The sequence below is a fragment of the Streptomyces sp. NPDC014991 genome (assembly GCF_043080665.1).
Taxonomy (GTDB): Bacteria; Actinomycetota; Actinomycetes; order Streptomycetales; family Streptomycetaceae; genus Streptomyces.
This window is the reverse complement of record NZ_JBIBVY010000009.1, coordinates 102928-125537: the sequence shown is the minus strand read 5'-3', so window position 1 is coordinate 125537 and position 22610 is coordinate 102928. Positions and strand designations below refer to the sequence as shown.

Sequence of the window (22610 nt, the reverse complement as noted above, 5' to 3'; positions counted from 1 at the left end):
GCATGAAGTTCTATCCGTACAAGCGGCTCAACCGTCCGATCACCGTGAGGGTGACCTCGGCATCTCTCAGGCTGCCCGACGGCACACGCGACCGTCTGGACACCTCGGCGTACTCCACCCCCCAGCGGACCGTGGCCCTGGGCGTGGCGCAGCACGAGGACTGGGTGTCGGCCAGGATCGGCCTGTCGGCCACTCTGCCTCCCGGGGCCACTGATCCCGAGGCCCCGTGGAGCGGGCTGCGGGTGCTGGCGGTGCTCACCGAAGGCGCCACCAACGTCCGTTCGTCCTTCGACCTGCGGCAGGACGCTCCGGACAGCAAGGAGTGGTCCGGTGAGATCGAGGTGTTCCGCGACGACCATGTGGGCCGTGCCTCTCTGACCGTCCATGCGGTGGCCACGGTCGGCGATGTGGCGGGTCGGGCGATCACGGAGACGGACGGTGACTGGACCGTCGACGTCGCCGCCGAGGAGCCTCTCGGCGGTCTGCGTCTCGATGTGAAGCAGGCGAGCTTCTCCAAGAGCGCGCGGGAATGGTTGCGCCCGTACTCCGATGCGCCCTGGGTGATCGACGCCTCGGGCCGGCTGCCGCTGGTGATGATCAACACCGACCTCGAGGGCTTCTCCGATCTTCTCGGCGGCTACAGCGGGGGGATCGAGAACAAGGTCCACGAGCTGTTGGTCTCCCAGATGGCCACCGACGTATGGACCGCGGTGTTCCACAGTGCCGTGGGTGACCTGGAGGTGGAACCCGACGGCTCACCTGTCTTCCCCACCGACTGGCGGGGTGAAGTGCTGCGGGAGATGCTGCCCGACGTCGTGCCGGGCCTCCGCGTCGAGGAGGCGCTCCGTCAGGTCCACCGCCGTCGGACCGACGACGCGGGATGGGTGGAGCTCCAGACCCGTATCCACTACGCCGCGGTGCGCCGCGCCGGTGCGGGCAGGGCGCTCGCCAACGTTCTGCGCGCACTCCAGCAGATGAACCGAGAGGACAGCGCGTGATCGAGAGGCCGCATCACCTTCCCGACCGGCTGGGCCTGCTCTCCGCGACGGCCGCCGATCCCTTCCTCACCGAGGATCTGCTCAGGGGGGTCCAGGGACACGGTGGCGTCGACCTGGCCAAGGTCGTCGAACCTCTGCCCGAGGACGACGCCCGGTGGGCGGTGGAGCCGCTCAGGGACCTGGTGGACGACGCGATGCACCAGTTCCAGGCCAACCGGACGGACGCCGACGGCTGGTTCGCGCCCCGGCTGCACGCGACTCTGCGCCTCACTCGTCGTGAGGCCGCGGATCAGAGGTTGTGGAACCACCTCGCGCTGGCTGTCGCTCCGGACTACGTGGCGTTCCGTCATCCCCCGGCGCCCCGCCGGGGCGGAGGGCCACCGCGTATCAACAGGGACCGCTTCAAGGGAGCGGCGGACCGGCAGTGCTTCTCGCGCCTGTGGTGGTTGGCGGAGATGTTTCGCAACGGCGGGGACTACACACCGGTGGTGGCGGCCTGCGCCAACCAGGACCTGATCCACAACGCACTGCGCCTGGACCTGCTCGACCACCGACCCACCGCCCAGGCCCTGGTGCGGGTCCTGGAACGTGGGGTCGTCAGCACCGGTCGTGAGATCAACGGCCTCATGACGGCGATCAACACCGCCGGTGCCACCCTGGTGTACGACGCGCTGGCCCCGGACGAGCCCCGTGACTCCGAGGCGCTCCGGCAGTGGATCGCGGAGGCCGAGTCCGCGCCCCCGGTACCCCGGCACTCTCTGCCGGACGGGCCCGACGAGGAGCCCGTCCCGGAGGAGTCGGTGGTCACACTCACCGATTACTTCGCCGAACTGTTCGAGACGGCCCCGGTCAGGGGCCGGACGCCTCAGGCATGACTCCGAGGGGGCACCTGTGTGAGCGGGTGCTCCTTCAGATGGCGATGTTCGCGGTTCTCCACCGGCTTCCCGGGCTTCCAGGTCTCCAGCTCCGCGACGGCCTTCTTCAGCCTGATCCGGGCCTCTGTCTCGCTGAGTCCCGGTTCGAGTACGTGGCGCAGCACGTGCAGGGCGAGTCTGGGCGGCACCGCGTTGCCGATCTGTTGCGGCACGTCGTTGCCGCTCCAGGGGTACTCGACAGGAAAGGTCTGGAGCACCCCTGCCTCGGCGAAGGTGAAGCGATCGAAGTGGGAGAGATTCTCGTCGGTGCCCTTATGGACCAAGCGGTTCCGTGAGACCTTCCCGGTGATCGTGGCAGACGGAGCATCGTGGTCGCGTCGGCCGCGCGCCTCGGGATCTCCCCCGGTCCCGTAGTTCGAGACGACGGTGTACGCGGGACGTTCGTGCACTTTCTCCGGTGAGATCTGTCGTGCCCTTGCGAGGGCCTTCTCCATGGAGACCCAGCAGTCCTTCCTGTCCCCCTCGGGGTTCTCCTCCAGAACGACCAGGGGAAGGGTGTCCGGTCGCTCCGCCGCCTGTGAGCGGCCGGCGAGGCTCCCCACCTGGTAGCGCTCGTGGGATTCGGGCACGAGGGGGAGGGGTTCGTCCGAGGGGCCGGTGCGATCGAGACGGGCCATCAGCACCGCTCGCCGTCGGGTCTGGGGCACACCGAAGGCCTCGGTGTGCATCATCTGTGTCCCGGTCCGATACCCCAGGGAGGCGAGCACCTTGGCGTACTCCCTCCACACCGGCATGACCGCCGGCACCTGCTCCAGGACGACGGCTTCGTAGGGCTCGAGGCCAGGACGCCTGCTCCGCTCGATCACCCACCACAGAGGTTGCAGAACCAGACCCGTCCGCTCGTCGCCCAGCTCTTCGAGTCTCTCCCTCAAAGCGTTGTGCTCGTCGTTCAGATCGCTGAATTCCTTCAGCAGTCCCTTGAGCTCGTCATCCGTGAACGGGAGTTTCTGCGGGTTCTTGAGTGCCTTCAGAACGTTCTTGATCTCGTCCGCCGAGTTCCCGAGCTTTTCCAGCCTGTTCCTGATGGCCCTGCGCTTCGTGATCCTCAGCTCGTCGACCTCGCGCTTCTCGGCCTTGACCTCTCTGGCCCTGAGCTCCTTCCGGCGGAGTTCCCCGGAGATCTCGCGCCAGACCCGGAAGGTTTCCGTCCACTCCTGATTCTCGGCACGCACGGCCCTGTGCAGACGTCCGATGTACTCGAGCACCTGGTCCAGTGCCCTGCGGCCCGCTCCGTGACCGGCGACGGTGAAGGTCTGGCAGGGCGGGCCGCCCGTCAGCACCTGGGCACGCGGGAAGAAAGCGGCGCGGTACTGCCGGACATCACCTCGGAAGGTGTCCATCCCCGCCGCACGGCGGGTGGTGCAGGCACCGGCGTCCCATTCGATCCCGGTGACCTCATGGCCCAGGACGTGTGCTGCCACATCCAGCCCACCGGGACCCGCAAACAAATCCAGAATGCGGAAACCCACAGGTGAAGCGTCTTCCTCGGTGATGTGGCTCATGGGCTTGAAGTGTAGCCGGCGCCGCAGTGTGGTCGTGTCTGCAATGCGGCCGCCACTGCCCGCCCCAGTGCCTCGCCCACGGCCGGCGGTGCGGCGTTGCCCACCTGACGGTAGCGGGCGGTCTTTCCACCGACGAAGCGCCAGTCCTCGGGGAAGCCTTGGAGGAGGGCCGTCTGGTCCACGGTGATCCGTACCAGCCCCTCGTCACCGAGGGATGGATTCCACTTGAAGTTGCGATCGGGCAGCTCGTTCCCGAACGATTTCGTGTAGACCCCCATCCGCCGCCACGCGGCCTTGGTACCGCTGGGCCCGAAGTCCGGGCCTCCGTGCGTCTTGGACCCGCCCACCAACGTCGGTGCCACAGTCGTCGCCTGGGCCGCCCAGCGATCGGCGTCCGGCCAGCCGAGAGAACGCATCGACGGCGCCAGCGCCTCTCCGACCGAAACGTGCTCGTGGACGGTGGGTAGAGGCGGCCGGAATGCGCTCGCCCACTGCTGCTTGACGGCCACGAGAATGCCTTGCTTGCGGTCCTGGGGCACGCCGAAGTCGCAGGCGTTCAGCACGAACCAGGTCAGCGAGTAGCCGAGGTGTTCCAACTCTTCGCGGAGAAAGTCCCGCAAGGGCGCGAACGAGTCCTCGTCGACCAAGGTGGGAACGTTCTCGATGATCAGCGCACGTGGCTGGACGGCATGAACCAGATAGGCGGTCGCCCGGATGAGGCGGATCTCCGTGTCCGACGATCGACGCGTCACCGTGGCACTCGACCTGACGCGGGGCAGGCCGGCCGCGAGCAGGTCGACGTCGTACGCCTCCGGGTGGTCCACCGGATCGAAGTCGAGGAGATCCGCGTTCAGCACACTCCACCGCGGCCGGTTGGCCTTGAGCGTCTCGCAGGCCTGCCGCTCGATGTCCAGCAGGAGCCGGGGAGTGAAGCCCGCCCGTTCCAGGCCCAAGGCCAGTCCGCCCGCCCCCGAGCACACGTCGACGAACGTCAGCCCGGTCATCGAGCCCTCCCCCTGGATCGTCCACGTTCCACGGCCGCACGACGTTGCCGCACCGCCTCCACGATGCGCGACGCCACCGCGTCGGGCGCCTCGTGCTCCCAGAACCGCAGGACCTCCCACCCGGCGGCCACGAGGTGCTCGGTGGTCTCCACGTCCCGAGCGATGTTGCGGTCGAGTTTCTGTCGCCACCATTGCGCGTTCGACTTCGGATGCGTGGCGTGCACCGGGCATCCGTGCCAGAAGCATCCGTCGATGAGGACGGCCACCTTGATCGATGTGAACGCCACGTCGATCCGGCGCCGGGCCATGCCCGGCACCGGGTACTCCACGCGATAACGCAGGCCGGCCGCATGCAGGAGCCGCCGAACGGCCAGCTCGGCCTCCGTGTCCTTGCTCGCCTGCTTGCTCATGCGGGCGGATACGGCGGGAGAGGACGGGGTGAGGTGTGACACGTGAGCATTTTGCCGGCGGTCGACGCATCGCGGCGGGGCGTCCCGTCGGAGCCTCGAAGTTCTATGCGCCGTGGCACTCCGCATAACCCGACCCCGCCCCGCACCAGCACTCCGTCCCCCGCTGCGGCGGCCAGGCGATGGCTCGGCCGCGGGCTGCCAGGGTCGTCGCGTACTGGGGGAGGAGCGTGGTGTCCCCCGGGGAGGTGCCCTCCGATGCCGCGAAGGCCTCGTAGGAGGGGACCGTGCCGGTCACGATGCCCAGGTTGGCCGTGCCGGAGGAGGCGAGTTCGCGCAGGGAGGTCTCTATGGTCGACAGATGGGCCTCGTGGGAGGGGTACTCCGAGGTCAGGGTCGGATAGGCCGACAGCAGCTCGGCCAGTTCGGGGGCCGGCCAGTGGAGGACGGCCACCGGGAAGGGACGGGAGAGGGCCTCGCGGTAGGCGCCCAGCTCCGCTCGGAGGCGGGAGATCTCCGCTGTCAGCTCGGCCGGGTTGGACGAGCCCAGGGACCACACGCGTTTCGGGTCGTGGAGTTCGTCCAGGCTGACCGGGGACGTGTGGAGGGTGTCGGCGAGGGCGTCCCAGTCGTCGTGCGGGAGGCCCCGCATGCGGCGGACGCGGTGGCGGCCGTAGAGGAGGGGACGGGTGGAGGGGGCGGGCTCGGCCGGGTCCGTCAGCAGGAGGCGCGCCGCCTCGCTGAACGTCTCCTCCGCCGCCTCCAGCTCGTCGTGGGCCTCCAGTGCCTCCGCGATGATCACCCAGGGCGCCGGGTCGCGCGGGGCCGACGTGCGCAGGCCCTCGATGATCGCCCGTGCCTCAGCCTCGTGGCCGTACTCCCACAGGTTCGACGCCTTCAGTGCGCGGACGAGGGCGGGGTTTTCCAGGTCTTCGGCGGACGACAGCAGGCGGTCGTAGAGGGTGGTCGCCGCGGGGCGGTCGCCGGACAGCTCCAGGTGGGCCGCCGCCCGGAGGAGGAGGGCCTCGGCGTCCTCGGGGTACAGGCCGGCGGTCCGCTCCAGGCGTGCCGCTTCGGCGGTGTGGTCGACGTTCTCGGCAGGCGTGTCGGGGCGCATGGGGGACACCGTACTGCCGGTCGGTGGCGGAGGTGAGATGCGGTGGGGCCGTGGAGCGGGACAGTGGCTGCCCGCGGGGTGCTTTCCGGTCAGGGTGCGGCCTCGGTGTGTACGACGGGTCGCCGCGTGCGCCGTTCGTCGTCCTCCTCCGGCTCGGGCTCGGGTACCGGCGGGGCGCGCCCCGGTATCGGACCCCCCGGCTACGCCTTCCGTTCCCGCAGTCCCAGTACGCTCGCCGCGCCCGCCGTCGCCAGCCCCGCCGACACCAGCAGGGCGAGGTTCGCGCCGTGGGCCAGGCTGCCGGAGGAGGTGGCGAGGGCGATGGTCAGGGCCACGCCGGCGCTGGAGCCGATGTAGCGGAAGGTCTGCTGGGCGCCGGAGCCCATCGCGGCCCGCTCGCGGGGCACGGACTCGACGGCGAGCAGGGGCAGGGCCCCGTTCAGCAGGCCGCTGCCGATGCCGCCGGCGATCAGGCCGGGCAGCAGACGGGTCCAGGAGCCGGAGCCGACGGCGCCGAGCATCGTCACGGCGGCGATCGCGTGCAGGGCGAAGCCCAGGGCGAGCTGGACGCGCGGGGGGACGCGGCCGGCCAGGTGCCTGACCTGGAGGGCGACCAGGAAGCTCAGGCCGGCCCAGAGCAGGAACAGCCAGGCGGTGCCGAGCGGGGACATGTGCAGCGCCTGCTGGAGCAGTGCCGGCAGGAAGCTGAACAGGCCGATCACCGCGAGGCCGGTGAACAGGGCGCCCGCGGAGGAGGCGAGGAAGCGGGGGTGGCGCAGCAGGCCGAGGTCGATCATCGGGGTGCCGGTCCGGCGTTCCACGGCGACGAACACGGCGACCAGCAGGACGGACGCGGCCAGGAGCAGGCCCACCGGGGCGCGCAGCCAGCCGTCGCGGCCCAGCGTCAGGGCCGCGATCAGGGCCACCAGGGCCAGCCCGAAGGTCAGGGCGCCGAGTACGTCCGGCCGGCCGCCGCGCGGGGCACGTGACTCGGTCAGCGCCCGGCCGGCGAGCGCGGCCACGAGGAGGGCGGCGGCGCCCAGGGCGCCGTAGACCATCCGCCAGTTCGGCAGGGCGCCCCCGATGAGCGGGCCGACCGCGATGCCGCCGCTGACGAAGGCGCCCCAGACGCCGGTGGCGTGCAGCCGGCCGCGCGGGCTCGGGAAGGCGTGCACGAGCAGGCCCAGGCTGCTGGCCAGCAGAGCCGCGCTGGCCGCGCCCTGGGCGACGCGGGCGAGGGTGAACAGCCAGGTCGACGTGGTGAGGGCGCCGAGGGCGGTGGTGAGGCCGAGGGCGAGGGTGCCGGCGAGGAAGACCCGGCGGCGGCCGTAGTCGTCGGCGAGGCTGCCGGCCACCAGCAGGAGCGCGGCGAGTCCGAGCGGGGTGCCGTTCAGCAGCCAGGCCTGGGCGGAGAGCGGGGTGTGCAGGGCGGCCGCGGTGTCCGGGAGCGTGACCATCGGGGCGGTGTACGTCATCAGGGCGACGGCGGTGGCGGCACTGGTCAGGGCCAGGGTGGCCCGGGGGTGCGCGGGGGCGTCGGGGTCACCGGTGTCGCGTACGGCGGCGGCGGGGGTGGTGGTGGCGTCGAGACCGGTCATGGCCCGTCCTGTCCTGTCCGTGCGGGGCCCCCGCCCTGTCCACCGAGGCCTGCGGCTTTCGGTTCGGTCGGTGAACCGCCCTGTCCGGGCCACCGTAGCACCGTAGGTTCAGTCATTGAACCTACTTCTGCCGGATGGTTACAGTGGACGGCATGGCACTGGGCAAGGACTACGCGACGCAGGAGTGCGCCGTCGCCCGCGCGCTGGAGGTCGTGGGCGAGCGGTGGACGCTGCTCGTCGTCCGCGACGCGATCTACGGCGTCCGGCGCTACAACGACTTCCTCGTCCACCTCGGCATCCCGCGCGCGGTCCTCTCGGCCCGGCTCAGGACGCTCACCGAGGAGGGGGTCCTCGAAAGGCGCCGCTACCAGCGGACACCGCCCCGGGACGAGTACGTCGTCACCGAGCGCGGCATCGCCCTCTGGCCCACGTTGCGCGCCCTCGGCCAGTGGGGGCGGGAGTACGTCGACGACACCCGGCAGCGCTCGTTCCGGCACGCGGACTGCGGCGGGGACGTCGGGCCGTACGGAATGTGCGCGGGGTGCGGAACTCTCGTGCCGGTCCCGGACGTTGTCATGGTGCCGGGGCCCGGACTCGACTTGGCGCCGGCGGATCCGGTGAGCAGGGCGCTGCTGCGGCCGAAGCGGCTGCTGGAGCCCCTGGTGCCGGATCCGGTACAACCGGCACACTGACGAAGGCCGACAGAGACGTTGCAGGGGGGAGAGCCGATGCGCAGCCGAGCCGCCGTCGCGCGTCCCCTCCTCCTCGCCTTGGCTCTCATGCAACTCTTCCTGCTCCAGGCCGCGTTGCTCGGCACCGGCGGCCTGCCCACCGCCGTCGCCCTCGCCGCGACCGCCACCGTCGCCGCCGGCCTCGCCGCGAGCGCCCTGCTCGCCGCCCGCGGTGCCCCCGCCGTACTCCCCACCCGCGTCCGCGAGGCGATACGCGACCGGGCCCGCCGTACGGCCTTCCTGCCCCAGCGCGACCCCGACGCGCCCGGCCGGCGGCGGCCCAGAGCGCCGGGACCCGCCGCTCCGGCGACCGCCGCGTAGGGCACGTTCTCCCGCACGTCAGCGCGTGACCCCGCGCGGGTCGTCCTGCCGATCTCCGTTCACTTCCGGCACGACGAGACCCCCGGAGGGCTCAGCCATGTCCGTTGTCAGTCACCTGGTCGAGCAGCTCGCCCACCTGCTGACCCCGCTCTTCCACGCCTCCGCGGCAGCCGCCGCGATCGTCCTGTTCACCGCGCTCGTACGGCTCCTCGTCCACCCGCTGTCCCGGGCCGCCGCCCGTGGCCGGCGTGCCCGCGCCGCGCTCCAGCCGAGAGTGGCCGCGCTGCGCGCGAAGCACGCCGGCGATCCGCGGCGTCTGCAGCAGGCGGTGCTGGACCTGCACGCCGAGGAGAGGGTCTCGCCGCTCTCCGGCCTGCTGCCCGGTCTGCTCCAGCTCCCCGCCTTCTTCGTCCTCTACCACCTCTTCTCCAGCTCCACGGTCGGCGGGGAGAGCAACGGCCTGCTCACCCACCGGCTCCTCGCGGCACCGCTCGGCGGACGCTGGTCCGACGCGGTCGCCGACGGCGGGGTGTTCGGCCCGGCCGGGCTTGTCTACGCCGGCCTGTTCGTCCTCGTCGCGGCCGTCGCCGCCGTCAACTACCGGCGCGCCCGGCGGGCGACGGCCCGGCAGCCCATACCGGCGGGCGCGGGTGACGCGGTGCCGGGCCTCGGTGCGGTCACCCGCGTGATGCCGTTCCTGTCCTTCTTCACACTCGTCACCGTGGCCGTCGTCCCGCTCGCCGCCGCCCTGTACGTCGTCACCAGTACGGCCTGGAGCGCCGCGGAACAGGCCCTGCTGTCCCGCTGAACGGGCCCCTGTCGTCCTGCTGCGCGGGCCATGGTCACGGTCCGGTGCGGGCCGGTTCCGGTCCAGTGCGTGAACAGGGTCTTGCGCACTGGACGGCGGAATCGGAGGATCGTCCAGCCCTTCCGGCGGCCGCACCCGCCGGCCGGGCGCCCGCGATCGAGGGAGATTGTGACCATGAAGCTGCTGCGAGTCGGTACGGCCGGGGCAGAACGCCCCGCGCTGCTCGACGGCCTGGGGATCCTCAGGGACCTGTCGGGCCTCGTGGACGACATCGACGGCGCGCTCCTCGCGGACGACACCGCGCTCGGCCGGGTGCGGGCGGCGGCCGAGGCCGGTGAGCTGCCGGTGCTCGACGCGGCCGGACTGCGGATCGGGCCCCCGGTCGGCCGCATCGGGAAGGTCGTCTGCATCGGGCTCAACTACCACGACCACGCCCGCGAGACGGGTGTCGAACCGCCGCCCGAGCCGGTGGTGTTCCTCAAGGCGCCGGACACGGTCGTCGGGCCGTACGACACGGTGCTGGTGCCGCGCGGCTCGGTGAAGACCGACTGGGAGGTCGAACTCGCGGTCGTCATCGGCCGCACGGCCCGCTATCTGGAGTCGGCGGAGGAGGGGCTCGCGCACGTCGCCGGGTACGCGGTGGCGCACGACGTCTCCGAGCGGGAGTACCAGATGGAGCGGGGCGGGACCTGGGACAAGGGCAAGAACTGCGAGACGTTCAACCCCCTGGGCCCGTGGCTGGTGACGGCCGACGAGGTGCCGGACCCGCAGCGGCTGTCCCTGAGGCTGTGGGTGAACGGGGAGGTCGAGCAGGACGGTACGACGGCCGAGCAGATCTTCCCGGTGGGCGAGGTCGTGCGCTACCTCAGCCGGTTCATGACGCTGTACCCCGGAGACGTCGTCAGCACGGGGACGCCGGCGGGGGTGGCCATGGGCCGGCCCGAGCCCAAGCCGTATCTGCGGGCCGGGGACGTGGTGGAGCTGGAGATCGAGGGGCTCGGGCGGCAGCGGCAGGAACTCAAGGACGCCTGAGCCCCCACGGTCAGACGGACAGGAACTTCTCCAGGGCCTCCACCACCAGCCTGTGGTCCTGGAGTTGGGGCAGACCCGAGACCGTCACCGCGCCGATGACACCCACGTCCTCGACGCGGACCGGGAAGGAACCGCCGTGCGCCGCGTACGTGTCCGGGTCCAGCCGGGAGGACTCCTCGAACGTCGTTCCCTTGGCGCGGAAGCGGGTTCCGACCTGGTAGGACGAGGCGCCGTAGCGCTCCACGACCCGGCGCTTGCGAGCGATCCAGGCGTCGTTGTCGGGCGTGGAGCCCGGCAGCGCCGCGTGGAAGAGCTGCTGGCCGGCGCGGTGGATGTCGATCGCGACCGGCGCCCGGCGCTCCCGCGCCAGCTCCACCAGGAGCGAGCCCAGCGCCCAGGCGTCGTCGTACGTGAACCGCCGGAAGACCAGGCGGCGTTCCTGCGCCTCCAGCTCCTCCAGGCTCGGGGTGGCGTCGGGGGTGGTCCGGGGGTGGGTCATCAGAGGGTCACCGTCACCTTGTCGCGGGCGGACCTGCGGGCCGCTTCCAGTACGTCGAGCGCGGCGGCGGCCTCCAGGGCCGTCACCGGGTTGGGGCCGGCACCGGTCAGGGCGGCGGCGACGGCCGCGTAGTAGGCAGGGTAGTCGCCGGGGAGCGTCGGCACGGGGGTGCCGCCGCCGGTCAGCGGGGACTCCCCGGAACCGATGCGGCCCCACAGGGCCTCGTCCTCCGCGCCCCAGTCGGGCACGGTTCCGGGACGACTGCCCTCACGCAGGGCCGCCTCCTGCGGGTCCAGGCCGTACTTGACGTATCCCGCGCGGGAGCCGAGCACCCGGAAGCGGGGGCCGAGCTGGGCGGTCGTCGCGGAGACGTGGAGGTGGGAGCGGACACCGCTCGCGTGGGTGAGCGCGAGGAAGGTGTCGTCGTCGGTCTCGGCGCCGGGGCGGCGGACGTCCGTCTCGGCGTAGACCTCGGTGACCGGGCCGAAGAGGACCAGGGCCTGGTCGACGACGTGGCTGCCGAGATCGTAGAGCAGGCCGCCGATCTCCGCCGGGTCGCCGGACTCGCGCCAGCCGCCCTTGGGCTGGGGGCGCCAGCGCTCGAAACGGGACTCGAAGCGCCAGGCGTCGCCGAGTTCGCCGTCGGCCAGCAGCCCGCGCAGGGTCAGGAAGTCGTTGTCCCAGCGGCGGTTCTGGAAGACCGACAGGAGCAGGCCGCGCTCGTCGGCGAGGGCGGCGAGGCCGCGGGCCTCCGCCGCCGTACCGGCGACCGGCTTGTCCACGACCACGGGCAGGCCCGCCTCGAGCGCGGCCGTGGCCAGCGGTACGTGTGTCTTGTTCGGGGAGGCGACGACGACGAGGTCCAGCTCGTCGGCGCGATCGAACAGTTCGTCGGGGGTGGTGGCGAACCGGACGTCCGGGAACTCGGCGCGGGCCTGCTGCTGCCGCTCCGGCCGGGAGGTGACCACCGTGTCCAGGGCGAGGCCCTCGGTAGCGGCGATCAGCGGGGCGTGGAAGACGGAGCCGGCGAGACCGTAGCCGATCAGGCCGACGCGGAGGGGGGCGGTAGTCATGACCCCCACTTTGGCAACGCTGTTGCCAAAGTGCAAGCGGCGGGGACAATGGGTCGCGTGAACAGGACGAGGAGCGGCGGACCGGCGGGAGCGAATCTGGGCGCGGTGCGCAGTCACAACGGTGCGTTGGTGCTGGGGCTGCTGCGGGACGCCGGGGCGGAGGGCATCAGCCGCCTGGAGCTGGCCGAACGCACCGGGCTCACCCCGCAGGCCGTCAGCAAGATCACCGCGCGGCTGCGGGAGGAGGGGCTCGCCGCGGAGGCCGGACGGCGCGCGTCGACCGGCGGCAAGCCGCGGACCGTGCTGCGGCTGGTACCGGAGGCGGGGCACGCGGTGGGCGTACACCTGGACCGCGACGAGCTGCGGGTGGTACTGGCCGACCTGGACGGGGCGGTGGTGCGGGAACGCCGCGCCGCACTGGACCTCGGGGCGGGCGCGCGGGCGGTACTGGACGCGGTGTGCGGCACGGTCGAGGGGCTGGTGGCGGAGAGGCTGGGCGCGGCGGCGGCCGGCGAGGGAGGGCTCGCCGGGGTCGGGTCGTTGCTGGGGGTGGGAGTCGCGCTGCCCGGGCCGCTGGACCATGTGCGCGGGATACTGCACCGGGTCACCGGGTTCCCCGAGTGGGACGGCTTTCCCCTGCGGGACGCGCTCGCGGGGCGGCTGAAGGTGCCGGTGGTGGTGGACAAGGACACCAACGCCGCCGCGCTCGGACTGGCGGTCGGGAACGAGGAGGGTGCCGCGGGCGACTCCTTCGCGTATCTGCACCTCGGCACGGGACTCGGCGCCGGGCTGGTGATCGGCGGGAGCGTGCACCGGGGCGCGCGGACCGGGGCCGGCGAGTTCGGACACCAGGTGATCCAGCTGGACGGGCCGCTGTGCGAGTGCGGCAACCGGGGGTGCGTCGAGGTGCTGTGCCTGGGTGCTGCGGCGCGGGGGGAGGTGGCCGAGGCGGCACGCGTGCTGGGGGTGGCGGCCGGCAACCTGGTGGGACTGCTGGACATCGACGTGGTGCTGCTCGGGGGCCGCACGGTCGCGGGCGCGCCCGAGGTGTACGTGCGGGGAGTGGGCGAGGTGCTGCGGGCACGGGCCCGGCGGGAGGGGACGCGCGCCGGGGGCGTACCGGTGCGGGTCGCTCCGCGCGGGGAACGGGCGGTGGCCGAGGGAGCGGCCCAGTTGCTGCTGGCCCCGCTGTTCGGCCGCGGCGAGACCTGACCGGACAGCGCGGGCCCACTCCGAGCGGATTCCCGTACGGCGACCACGCACCGCCCGCCGCCCCGTCACGCACACGGCATGCGCCCACCCCGCCTCCGACGCGCCCGCGGGGTACCTCGGTCCCCCAGGGGCGAGGGGCGAGGGGCGCGGGGAACGGCGTACCCGCGGCCGTAAACGGTCAGCACGCCCCGGCCGGCGTCCCCCTCGGCGCCCGTGCAGGGTGCAGCGGCCCGAACTGCTCCAGGGGCGCGGGGAACGGCGCGCCCGGTCACGGCGTACCCGCGGCCGTAAACGGTCAGCACGCCCCGGTCGGCGTCACCCTCGGCGCCCATGCCAGGTACCTCGGCCCCAACTCCTCAGGGGCGCGGGGAACGGCGCGCCCGGTCACGGCGTACCCGCGGCCGTAAACGGTCAGCGCCCCGGCCGGCGTCACCCCCGGCGCCCATCCAGGGCGCAGCGGCCCCAACCAACCGAGGGGCGCGGGAAACGGCGGCCGGCCCCACGCGCTGTCGGCGCAACCCTGGCTGCGCTGATCGAGCGGACTCGGCCCCCGCCCCGGAGTGGCGGCACCGCTGCTGCCACCTCACCCGGCATGGTCATGTGTTCATGCGACTGCGCACGTCCCTGTCCCTCTGCCTCGCCACAGGCGCCGCCACCGCCACCGTCGTCGTGCCCGTGTCGCCGGAACCCGCCTTCGCCGACTCGGCCCCCTCCTGCGCCGGCGCCGACACGCGGGCCTTCCCGCTGGCCACCCGGATCCGCGGCGGCCCCGCCTCCTACGAGGCGGGCGGCGGATACGGCACCTGGTACATCGACCTGACCAACACCACCCGTCGCGCCTGCGCCCGTATCCACCCGGTCGTCGTCCTGGCCGACGACCGGCGTGCCCTGCGGCCGGAGCAGCCCCAGCTCGACTTCTACGAGGGCTCCCGCGTCCGGCCGGTCACCTTCGAGAGCACGGACGCGCACGAATTGGTCGGCGTGCTGGACGGCGCCGGGTTCGACGGGTTCACCGTGCCGCCCGGAGGCACCGTCAGCGTCCGGGTCCGCCTCGCGCTCACCTCCGACGCGCAGGCCGGCCGGGTCACCGCCAACGCCGCCGCCGTACAGCGCCGGGGCCAGGACGGGGACTGGGTCGGGGAGTCCAACACCTACCGCTTCTCGATCGGCGGGGACGAGGAGGACACCGGGGAGGCGACGCCCACGCCGTCCGGCAGCGCGCCGGCCAGCCCCACGGACACAGCCACCCCGCCTTCCTCCCCGCCCTCCGCCCAGCAGACGCAGGCGGCAGAGGAGGCGGAGGAGACCCAGGAGGCGCAGGAGACCCCGGAGACCCAGGAGACCCAGGAGGCCCAGGAGGCCGAGGAGGCCGAGGAGCCCCAGGACGAGGAGGCAGAGGAGGCCGAGGCGGCCCATGTGGCCCAGGTGGCCGGGGGAGCCCAGGAGGCCGGAGAACGGGCACGCGAGCTGGCGCGTACCGGGCGGAAGCCGGCCAGGGGGCTCCTCGTCGCCGTCGCGGCGCTGCTCGGCGTGGGCGCCGCCGCGTTCCTGCTGGTCCGTGGCCGTCGCCGCTGAAGAACGGCCCGGCCGGGCCTGCCGTACGGTCTCGCGGGAGAACGTCGTACCGCTCGGCGGCACGCCGTGTCCACGGTGCCCCACCCGCGAGACCGCCCGGGTGGCGCCCCCGCGCGATGCCGGGGCCACGAGACGGCCGTCGCCGACCCGCTGCCGACAGGCACGGCAGCCGGCTGCCGGTGGTGGACTTCCGGCCCCGAGGATGACGTACGGGCTCTTTGGACCACCCGCTCCTCGCCGGCCGGCGGCAGCAGACCCCCTCGCCCGGCGGCAGCCATTACCCGGTGATCGGCAGGGTACGGATCACGCCATGCTGACTAGGCTGGGGCGTCGGTACGCCGTGGTTCCGGCGCCCCCGCTTCTCGTCCGTACGTACGCCTGGAGACGCTCAACATGGCAGACCGCAAGCCCATCGAGTCATGGCTCACCGACATGGACGGGGTCCTGATCCACGAGGGGGTGCCGATCCCCGGTGCCGAGGCTTTCCTGAAGCGGCTGCGCGAGTCCGGCCGGCCCTTCCTGGTGCTCACCAACAATTCCATCTACACCGCCCGTGACCTGCACGCCCGGCTGCGCCGCATGGGCCTGGACGTGCCGGTGGAGAACATCTGGACCTCGGCGCTGGCGACCGCCCAGTTCCTGAACGACCAGCGGCCCGGCGGCAGCGCCTACGTCATCGGCGAGGCCGGCCTGACCACCGCCCTGCACGACATCGGCTACATCCTCACCGACCACGACCCCGACTTCGTGATCCTCGGCGAGACCCGGACCTACTCCTTCGAGGCCCTGACGAAGGCCGTCCGCCTCATCAACAGCGGCGCCCGGTTCATCGCCACCAACCCCGACAACGTCGGCCCCTCCGTCGAGGGGGACCTGCCCGCCACCGGCTCGGTCGCCGCGCTGATCACCGCCGCGACGGGCAAGAAGCCGTACTTCGTGGGCAAGCCGAACCCCCTGATGATGCGGGCCGGCCTGAACGCGATCGGCGCGCACTCGGAGACGTCCGCGATGATCGGCGACCGTATGGACACCGACGTGCTCGCCGGCCTGGAGGCCGGGATGCGGACGTTCCTGGTGCTCAGCGGCGTGACCCGGCCGGACGACGTGGACCGCTACCCCTTCCGCCCCTCCCAGGTCGTGGACTCCATCGCGGACCTCGTCGACCTGGTCTGAGGCACGGTCCGCGGCCCCCGCCCGGCCCGCCCGGTCCCGCCGAAACCCGGCCTCACCCGTTCGGAGCAGCGGGGCGCCTTCCTGGGATGCGTGGGCGTCCGGCGCGGGGGAGCCTCCTTGGTGACTGGAGGTTCACGATGGGCTCACTACGCCTCACTCTCTGCACCGGACTCCTGGCCGTGGCCGCGCTCGCCCCGGCTGCCCACGCCGTGTCGGCGGACGGCGGCTCGGTCTCCGTGACCCCCGCCTCCCCGGTGCCGGGCGCCGACGTCACCCTGCGGGTCAGCGGCTGCACGGGCCGGCAGGGCACCGCCGCCTCGGCCGCGTTCGTGGCCGACGCCCGGCTGACCGGTGCCCAGGGGAGCCTGACCGGCGAGACCCGGGTCCGCACCTCCATCGAGCCCGGCGCCTACCAGGTGCGTATCACCTGCGCCGCCTACGCGATCACCGGCAGGATCACGGTGACACGGGCGGCAGCCGGCCGGGGCGGGGAGCCCGTCCGGCTGCCCGACGCGGCCGCCTCCCCCGTCGCCCCGGTCTCCGCGGGCGGCGGCGGCACCGCGCACTTCGCCACGGTGGCCACCAGCGGCTCCGGGCCCGGCACCGCCCAGGCGGCCACCGGTCTGGCGCTCGCCGGCATCGCCGCGGTCGCCGTCGGGCTCCGGGCCCGCCGGAGCCGCGGTACGCGCTGAGACCCGCCATGGGCGACGATCACGGGCGCACCACCCGCGCCGGGCGGCTCGTCACGGGCCTGGCCTGGGCGGTGCTGCTGTCGGGGCTGTGGCTGTGGGGGCGCGGGGTGACGGGCGTACCGCACAGCGCGGACGGTCCCGCCACGGGGGACGTCCTCGGCCGTCCCGCCGACCCGGCCCGGCTGCCGCCCCCGGCGACCCCGCTGCGCGCCGCGCTGCCGCAGCGCCTCGACATCCCCCGGATCGGCGTCCAGGCGCCGGTGGTGGCCCGTGGCCTGGACGCCCGGGGCGCCGTGGATCCGCCGCCCTACGCCCAGCCGGGGGTGGTCGGCTGGTACGGCGCCGGTGCCACGCCCGGCGCCCGGGGCGTGGCCGTGCTGGTCGGCCACGTCGACACCCGGACCCGCCCCGCCGTGTTCTACCGGCTCAGCACCCTCGAGGCGGGCGGGAGGGTCCGCGTGGTCCGCGCGGACGGCAGGGTCGCCGAGTTCACCATCGACGACATCCGGGTCCTGCCCCGTGCGGACTTCGACGCCCGGCAGGCGTACGGCCCCCGCACACCCGGCCGCGCCGAACTCCGCCTGATCACCTGCGGCGGCTCCTTCGACCGGGCCGGCGGCAGCTACACGGCGAACGTGGTGGTCTCCGCGTATCTCACCGGCACCGGCCGCTGAAGGCGGGCCTACCGGTTGGCCGCGGCCACCAGGGACAGGCGGGTGCGGATGTTGCCGAAGTGGTCCCGTATGGCCCGTTCGGCCCGCAGGGAGTCGCCGGAGCGCACCGCGTCGAGGATCTCCCGGTGCTGACGGCAGGTGACCCGCGGGTCCTGCGGCAGGTCCACGAGGTCCCGCTGCACCCGGTGGAAGGCGTCCCAGAACGCCTCCAGCACCTCGCCGAGCAGCACGTTGTCCAGCCCCCGGTAGAGCGTGGCGTGAAAGGCGCGGTCGGTCTCGGCCAGGCCCGCCCCCTCGGCGGCCTGTCGTTCCATACGGTCCACGAGCGAGTCCAGCGCCGTCAGGTCCGCCTCCGGCAGCCGCCCGGCCAGCCGCGACACCAGTCCCGTCTCGACGGCCTCGCGCAGCTCGAGCAGCTGGAGCAGGGAGTCCTCGCCGCGGCGGTGGCCGGCGACGGTCCGGAAGGCCAGCCCCTCGATCATCGGCGCGAACGACATCGCGCCGACGTACGTCCCGAACCCGTGCCGGATCTCCACGATGCCGACGGCCTGGAGCGCCTTCAGGGCCTCCCGCACCGAGTTCCGGCTCACCCCGAGGAGCCGCATCAGCTCGGGCTCGGTGGGCAGCGGGGCGCCCGAGGGCAGCCGCTGGTCCACGATCAGTTTCTTGATCCGTTCCTGAAGGTCCCGGGCTGCCATGGCGAGAGGGTATCCGGCCATTGTGGGGCATGCGGAAGGCCCCCCGCTCGCGCGAGGGGCCTTTCCGGTCTGTGCGCCGCCAGGGACTCGAACCCCGGACCCGCTGATTAAGAGTCAGCTGCTCTAACCAACTGAGCTAGCGGCGCCGGCTGACGAAGAGAACTCTACCCGACCTGCCGACGTGCTCCGACCACCCCGTGGAGGCGTGGCAGCCGGCCGCGGCACGGCGTACATCGTTCGGACCGTCAACATGCGCGTCCCGCCGACAGTTGGGAAACTGATCAACGTGCACACGTGCGGACATATCACCCCTGAATGTGAGGCGGATCGCATGACCGCTCCGGTGTTCGAGGACGTGGACCCGGTGAGCGACTGCGACTGCCCCGGCTGCGGCCTCCGGCGGCGGACGGACTCCCGCCCGCCCGCCCGCCCCGGCGGTCACCCGGCGGCCCGTGGGGTCGTGGTCGTGGCCGCCGCGTCCGCCGCCCTCGGCGCGGTCCCCCCGGCCGCCGCCTTCACCCCCGGCCACTCCCCGCACCGGCAGGCCCTGCCCGGCGACGGCGAGCCCGGCACCCCGCAGGGCACCAGGGCCCCGCTGCACGGACCGGCGGCGAAACCCCCCTCGGAGGCCACCGCCGCTCCCGTCCCGGCCACCACCCGGACCCAGATCATCAACCGGGCCAGGACCTGGGTGGCCGCGCGGGTGCCGTACAGCATGGACGCCTACTGGCCCGACGGTTACCGGCAGGACTGCTCGGGCTACGTCTCCATGGCCTGGGGCCTGCCGGGGAACGAGTGGACGGGAAGCCTCGGCCAGTACGGCGTGCGGATCACCAGGGAGGAGCTCCGGCCCGGCGACATCCTGCTGTACCACAACCCGGACGACCCCGAGCGCGGCTCCCACGTCGTGATCTTCGGCGGCTGGACGGACCACACGCACACCTCTTACACGGTCTACGAGCAGACACCCCCGGGCACCCGCCGCCAGGCCACGCCCTACCCCTACTGGAGCCACACCGACAAATACGTCCCGTACCGCTACAAGGGCGTCACGCCGGGCACGGCCGGCGCCGCACCGGGCACGGCCGGCGCGACGGCACCGGTGGTCTATCCGGGCGCGGCCTCCTTCGGGCCGGGCGCCGACAACGTGTACGTGACCCTGCTCGGCCGGATGCTGACCGCCCGGGGGGCCGGCGCCTACTACGCCAAGGGCCCGGGGCCGGTCTGGGGCGACGCGGACCGGCAGGCCACCCGGGCGTTCCAGCAGGCCCAGGGCTGGACGGGCGCCGACGCCGACGGGCTGCCCGGCCCGGGCACCTGGGAGCTGCTCGTCACCGGCGGGGGCGAGGACGTCCTGGCCGCGACGGCCGGGCCGGGCCGGCGGCAGGTGCCCGGTTACCCCGGCCGGAGCTGCTTCCGGCCGGGTGCGGCCGACGACCACGTCACCCGGCTGGGCGCGCAGCTGGTGCGGAAGGGGTTCGGCCGGTTCTACCCGCTCGGTCCGGGTCCGTACTGGGGCGAGGCGGACCGGCGGGCCGTGGCGGCCTTCCAGCGCGCCCTGGGCGGGCGGGGCGCCGCGGTGGACGGCTACCCGGGCCCGGACACCTGGCGCCGCCTGTTCGCCTGACCCGCGCACCCCCAGGGGCACCCCCACACACACCGGCACGAGCTCCCTCGACACCCCGAGGCACACCCCCCCGAATCCCCGGCACAAGACACGCGCGTACGACCCGTTCCCCCGTTCATGACGCATCTGGCGCGGAGGCTGGAGGCTCGCATGAGTACCACCACATCGCACACACCACCCGAAAGCGAGGGGCACCCGGACGGCAGGCCCCTGGGCCCCGCCACCCGGCCCGCCCGCCTCATCCAGAACGAGGCGACCACCGAGATCCCCGTCCACCTGCTCTTCCGGGACGATCCCGACCCGGTGCGGGTGCCGCTGAGGCCGGCCGTCGTGGCCCGCCGGCAGGGCACCGGCGAACAGCCCCGCCAGCTCCGCCCCGCCCCGGTGCGCGGGCGGCCCCGGCCGGAGGTCGAGGCCGGGCTGGTGGAGCGCCCGGCGCGGGTGCTGCCCGGTGCGGCCGGGGTGCTCGCCGGGGTGTGCGGGCTCACCGGCTGCCTGGCCGCCACCTGGTGGGCGGGCCTGCTGCCGCCGCACGTGTCGGCGGCGCTGCGCCTTCCGGCGTACGCGGGGGCGGGCCTCGGTCCGGCGCAGTGGGCGGCGTACGCCGGGGCCGGGGCGCTCGGCGGGTTCGGCCTGGCCGGGCTGACCCGGTGCCGGACCGGGCGGGCCTGGGTGCTCGGCCTGTTCGGCCGTTACCGGGGCACGGTCCGGCGCACCGGGCTGCTCTGGGTGAACCCGCTGTTGCGGCGCCGTCGGATGGACGTGCGGCTGCGGCACTGGCGCAGCGAGGCGATGACGGCGGCGGATCCTGACGGGATGGCCCTGCGGGTGGTCGTGCTGGTGGTGTGGCGGGTGCGGGACACCGCGCGGGCCCTGCTCGGCGTCGAGGACCACGAGGGCTATCTGCGTGAGTGCGTGGAGGCGGCGCTGGCCCGGGTGCCGGTGGAGCCGGCGGGAGGGACGAGGGGCGGGGCGTCGGCGGCCGGGGACGCGCTGACCCGGCTGGTGGCGGCGGATACGGCGCCGGTGGGCGTGGAGGTGTTCTCGGTGCAGCCGCTCCGGGTGGAGTACGCCCCCGAGGTCGCCCCCGCGATGCGCCGGCGCCGGATCGCCGCGCTGGACGCCCGGCAGCGGGCCGGCATGCTCAACTCGGTGGTGGACTCGGTGGAGGACACGATCACCCGGCTGACGGTGCGCGGGCTGGTCGAACTCGACGACTACGAACGCAAGGTACTGGTCCGTGATCTGACGGTGGCGTTCTGCTCGGGACGCGGGGAACCGGTCTAGGCCCTCTCGTTCGGATCATGCCGGGCTCGCGGGTCCTGGCACCGCGCCTCGCCGCGTTGTCGTCGGTTGCCATGGCTCCGCCATGGCGCCCTCCTCCGCCGTGCGATGCACGGCACCAGGACCCGCTCCCTGATCCGGCCCGATCCGAACGAAAGACCCTGGAGCAATCGTCGATTGGTATGGACATGTTCAACTGTCGGCAATAATCTGAGACTTGGTCTAGACCTACCCTGCACCAGCTCATCGAACTCCCCACGTTCTCCAGGAGCGGCAGCATGCGCACCAAGACCAAGTTGTCCGCAGTCGTGCTGGGCGCGGTGACCGCCGGAGCCTTCGCGCTCTCCACCGGCGGCGCCAGCGGGCACGGCTACACCGACCTGCCCATCAGCAGGCAGAAGCTCTGCCAGAACGGCACCGTGGCGAACTGCGGCCAGATCCAGTGGGAGCCGCAGAGCGTCGAGGGCCCCAAGGGCTTCCCGGCCGCCGGACCCGCCGACGGCCAGCTCTGCAACGCGGGCCACGGCGAGTTCTCCCAGCTCAGCGCGCCCACCACGCCGTCCGGCGCGGCCTGGCCGACCACCAGGGTGACGGGCGGTCAGTCCTACACCTTCCGGTGGCAGTTCACGGCCATGCACGCCACGACCGACTTCAAGTACTACGTCACCAAGCCGGGCTGGAACCAGAACCACGCCCTCACCCGCTCGGACCTCAACCTCACGCCTTTCCTGACGGTGCCGTACAACGGCCAGCGCCCGCCGGCCACCCTCAGCCACAGCGGCACCCTGCCGACGGGGCTGAGCGGTCACCACGTCATCCTCGCGGTGTGGACGGTCGCCGACACCGGCAACGCCTTCTACGCCTGCTCGGACGTCACCTTCTGACTGATCCACGTACGGGCACGATCCGGAAACTGAGCTTCCCCTGAGGTCGGCGGACCGGCCGGTCGGATAGGTTCCGGCCACGCCGACCGACCGAAACGGCGTACCGACCTCGGGGGATGCTCATGCAACTGTTCTTCTACGCCGTGCCGAGCATGATGCTCGTCGTCTTCGCGCTCGCCGCGTACCGCCTGGTGGCCCGCGCCCGGCGCATCAGCAGGACGTGGGCGAACGGTCTGACGGCCGAGGCGCGCTGCCTGCGGATGTACACGACGACAGGCGGCGGGAGCGGGGACACGTCCGTGCACACGACCCTGCACCATGTCTACGAGTTCACCACCAGCGAGGGACGCACGGTCCGCTTCGAGGAGAAGGACGGCCCCGCTACGGTCCTGGAGGGCGACTTCACGACCGTCCGCTATCTGCCCGAGTCCCCCGAGCGGGCCACCGCACTGCCGCCCGCGCCCGGCAGGCTCGCCGCCGGCACCGGCTGTCTGCTGGCCTTCCTCGGCGTGGCCGCCACCATCTGCGTCGGCTTCCTGGTCCTCACCCACACGATCTTCGCCGAGTCGGAGGGCCTCATGCCGTAACCCCCGGGCCCGCCGGAAACGGCGAGGGGCCCCTCGCTCGCGCGAGGGGCCCCTCATCCGTGTGCGCCGCCAGGGACTCGAACCCCGGACCCGCTGATTAAGAGTCAGCTGCTCTAACCAACTGAGCTAGCGGCGCATGACTCCCGCCGTCCGCTCCGCGCGGCCGGCGACGAAGAAAA

23 protein-coding genes and 2 tRNA genes are annotated in these 22610 nt (G+C 73.1%); 15 read left to right on the top strand and 10 right to left on the bottom strand.

Translation table 11 applies throughout. From position 1 onward, the window contains the following. Positions 1 to 2: 2 nt before the first annotated feature. Together ACF1BE_RS16640 and ACF1BE_RS16635 are read left to right on the top strand one after the other, a co-directional pair. Positions 3 to 998, top strand: coding sequence for a hypothetical protein (locus ACF1BE_RS16640; protein ID WP_392199751.1), 996 nt, complete (start codon positions 3 to 5; stop codon positions 996 to 998). Further along, positions 995 to 1873 (top strand): DUF6339 family protein, encoded by an 879-nt coding sequence (locus ACF1BE_RS16635; protein WP_392199750.1) that lies wholly within the window; start codon positions 995 to 997, stop codon positions 1871 to 1873. Before ACF1BE_RS16640 ends, ACF1BE_RS16635 begins: the two co-directional genes overlap by 4 nt. Here ACF1BE_RS16635 and ACF1BE_RS16630 read toward each other — a convergent pair. The 5 genes from ACF1BE_RS16630 to ACF1BE_RS16610 form a co-directional block, all read right to left on the bottom strand. After that, positions 1864 to 3435 carry a DNA cytosine methyltransferase gene (locus ACF1BE_RS16630; RefSeq protein WP_392199749.1) on the bottom strand — a complete coding sequence of 524 codons (1572 nt, stop codon included), beginning with the start codon at positions 3433 to 3435 and terminating at the stop codon, positions 1864 to 1866. The two genes, ACF1BE_RS16635 and ACF1BE_RS16630, sit on opposite strands and share 10 nt — an antisense overlap. After that, the gene (locus ACF1BE_RS16625) at positions 3432 to 4439 is read right to left on the bottom strand and encodes a DNA cytosine methyltransferase (protein WP_392199748.1); all 1008 of its coding nucleotides are present in this window, start codon (positions 4437 to 4439) and stop codon (positions 3432 to 3434) included. Before ACF1BE_RS16625 ends, ACF1BE_RS16630 begins: the two co-directional genes overlap by 4 nt. Next, positions 4436 to 4849 (bottom strand): very short patch repair endonuclease, encoded by a 414-nt coding sequence (locus ACF1BE_RS16620; protein ID WP_392199747.1) that lies wholly within the window; start codon positions 4847 to 4849, stop codon positions 4436 to 4438. The genes ACF1BE_RS16625 and ACF1BE_RS16620 overlap by 4 nt, the downstream gene beginning before the upstream one ends. Before the next feature lie 103 nt (positions 4850 to 4952). Next, on the bottom strand, positions 4953 to 5963 hold the full coding sequence (locus ACF1BE_RS16615) for a hypothetical protein (RefSeq protein WP_392199746.1): 1011 nt from the start codon (positions 5961 to 5963) through the stop codon (positions 4953 to 4955). Positions 5964 to 6163: 200 nt separating this feature from the next. Further along, positions 6164 to 7561, bottom strand: a complete 1398-nt coding sequence (locus ACF1BE_RS16610) for an MFS transporter (RefSeq protein ID WP_392199745.1) — start codon at positions 7559 to 7561, stop codon at positions 6164 to 6166. A gap of 143 nt (positions 7562 to 7704) precedes the next feature. Here ACF1BE_RS16610 and ACF1BE_RS16605 point away from each other — a divergent pair, with 143 nt between their 5' ends. The 4 genes from ACF1BE_RS16605 (at position 7705) to ACF1BE_RS16590 (ending at position 10453) form a co-directional block, all read left to right on the top strand. Further along, the gene (locus tag ACF1BE_RS16605) at positions 7705 to 8253 is read left to right on the top strand and encodes a winged helix-turn-helix transcriptional regulator (RefSeq protein ID WP_392199871.1); all 549 of its coding nucleotides are present in this window, start codon (positions 7705 to 7707) and stop codon (positions 8251 to 8253) included. A gap of 36 nt (positions 8254 to 8289) precedes the next feature. Beyond that, positions 8290 to 8613, top strand: a complete 324-nt coding sequence (locus ACF1BE_RS16600) for a DUF6412 domain-containing protein (protein WP_392199744.1) — start codon at positions 8290 to 8292, stop codon at positions 8611 to 8613. A gap of 97 nt (positions 8614 to 8710) precedes the next feature. Next, positions 8711 to 9421, top strand: coding sequence for a membrane protein insertase YidC (gene yidC, locus ACF1BE_RS16595; RefSeq protein ID WP_392199743.1), 711 nt, complete (start codon positions 8711 to 8713; stop codon positions 9419 to 9421). 174 nt (positions 9422 to 9595) lie between these two features. Beyond that, the gene (locus ACF1BE_RS16590) at positions 9596 to 10453 is read left to right on the top strand and encodes a fumarylacetoacetate hydrolase family protein (RefSeq protein ID WP_392199742.1); all 858 of its coding nucleotides are present in this window, start codon (positions 9596 to 9598) and stop codon (positions 10451 to 10453) included. Positions 10454 to 10463: 10 nt separating this feature from the next. On the opposite strand, the gene ACF1BE_RS16585 is transcribed toward ACF1BE_RS16590, so the two are convergent. After that, the gene (locus ACF1BE_RS16585; RefSeq protein WP_392199741.1) at positions 10464 to 10952 is read right to left on the bottom strand and encodes a heme-degrading domain-containing protein; all 489 of its coding nucleotides are present in this window, start codon (positions 10950 to 10952) and stop codon (positions 10464 to 10466) included. Beyond that, a complete protein-coding gene (locus tag ACF1BE_RS16580; protein ID WP_392199740.1) occupies positions 10952 to 12025 on the bottom strand; it encodes a Gfo/Idh/MocA family oxidoreductase in 1074 nt (357 codons plus the stop codon). Before ACF1BE_RS16580 ends, ACF1BE_RS16585 begins: the two co-directional genes overlap by 1 nt. A gap of 48 nt (positions 12026 to 12073) precedes the next feature. Between ACF1BE_RS16580 and ACF1BE_RS16575 the strand changes: the two genes are divergently transcribed. The 5 genes from ACF1BE_RS16575 to ACF1BE_RS16555 all read left to right on the top strand — a co-directional run bounded on the left by ACF1BE_RS16575 (position 12074) and on the right by ACF1BE_RS16555 (position 17351). Further along, on the top strand, positions 12074 to 13237 hold the full coding sequence (locus ACF1BE_RS16575; RefSeq protein WP_392199739.1) for an ROK family protein: 1164 nt from the start codon (positions 12074 to 12076) through the stop codon (positions 13235 to 13237). Between the two features lie 606 nt (positions 13238 to 13843). Continuing rightward, the gene (locus tag ACF1BE_RS16570; protein ID WP_392199738.1) at positions 13844 to 14812 is read left to right on the top strand and encodes a hypothetical protein; all 969 of its coding nucleotides are present in this window, start codon (positions 13844 to 13846) and stop codon (positions 14810 to 14812) included. Positions 14813 to 15205: 393 nt separating this feature from the next. Beyond that, entirely contained in the window at positions 15206 to 15985 is a 780-nt protein-coding gene (locus ACF1BE_RS16565; protein ID WP_392199737.1) for an HAD-IIA family hydrolase, read from the top strand. 137 nt (positions 15986 to 16122) lie between these two features. Then, on the top strand, positions 16123 to 16677 hold the full coding sequence (locus tag ACF1BE_RS16560; RefSeq protein WP_392199736.1) for a hypothetical protein: 555 nt from the start codon (positions 16123 to 16125) through the stop codon (positions 16675 to 16677). 8 nt (positions 16678 to 16685) lie between these two features. After that, on the top strand, positions 16686 to 17351 hold the full coding sequence (locus ACF1BE_RS16555) for a class F sortase (RefSeq protein WP_392199735.1): 666 nt from the start codon (positions 16686 to 16688) through the stop codon (positions 17349 to 17351). A gap of 8 nt (positions 17352 to 17359) precedes the next feature. Here ACF1BE_RS16555 and ACF1BE_RS16550 read toward each other — a convergent pair whose 3' ends face one another. Both ACF1BE_RS16550 and ACF1BE_RS16545 read right to left on the bottom strand, forming a co-directional pair. Beyond that, on the bottom strand, positions 17360 to 18049 hold the full coding sequence (locus ACF1BE_RS16550; protein ID WP_392199734.1) for a FadR/GntR family transcriptional regulator: 690 nt from the start codon (positions 18047 to 18049) through the stop codon (positions 17360 to 17362). 72 nt (positions 18050 to 18121) lie between these two features. Next, positions 18122 to 18195: transfer RNA gene (locus tag ACF1BE_RS16545), tRNA-Lys, on the bottom strand. A gap of 185 nt (positions 18196 to 18380) precedes the next feature. Between ACF1BE_RS16545 and ACF1BE_RS16540 the strand changes: the two genes are divergently transcribed. The 4 genes from ACF1BE_RS16540 to ACF1BE_RS16525 all read left to right on the top strand — a co-directional run bounded on the left by ACF1BE_RS16540 (position 18381) and on the right by ACF1BE_RS16525 (position 22431). Next, the gene (locus ACF1BE_RS16540) at positions 18381 to 19676 is read left to right on the top strand and encodes a peptidoglycan-binding protein (RefSeq protein WP_392199733.1); all 1296 of its coding nucleotides are present in this window, start codon (positions 18381 to 18383) and stop codon (positions 19674 to 19676) included. 150 nt (positions 19677 to 19826) lie between these two features. Beyond that, positions 19827 to 20963, top strand: coding sequence for an SPFH domain-containing protein (locus ACF1BE_RS16535; RefSeq protein ID WP_392199732.1), 1137 nt, complete (start codon positions 19827 to 19829; stop codon positions 20961 to 20963). Positions 20964 to 21238: 275 nt separating this feature from the next. Continuing rightward, on the top strand, positions 21239 to 21844 hold the full coding sequence (locus tag ACF1BE_RS16530) for a lytic polysaccharide monooxygenase (RefSeq protein ID WP_392199731.1): 606 nt from the start codon (positions 21239 to 21241) through the stop codon (positions 21842 to 21844). 122 nt (positions 21845 to 21966) lie between these two features. Continuing rightward, positions 21967 to 22431, top strand: a complete 465-nt coding sequence (locus ACF1BE_RS16525) for a DUF3592 domain-containing protein (protein WP_392199730.1) — start codon at positions 21967 to 21969, stop codon at positions 22429 to 22431. 62 nt (positions 22432 to 22493) lie between these two features. On the opposite strand, the gene ACF1BE_RS16520 is transcribed toward ACF1BE_RS16525, so the two are convergent. Next, positions 22494 to 22567, bottom strand: a tRNA-Lys gene (locus ACF1BE_RS16520). Between the last annotated feature and the right edge of the window lie 43 nt (positions 22568 to 22610).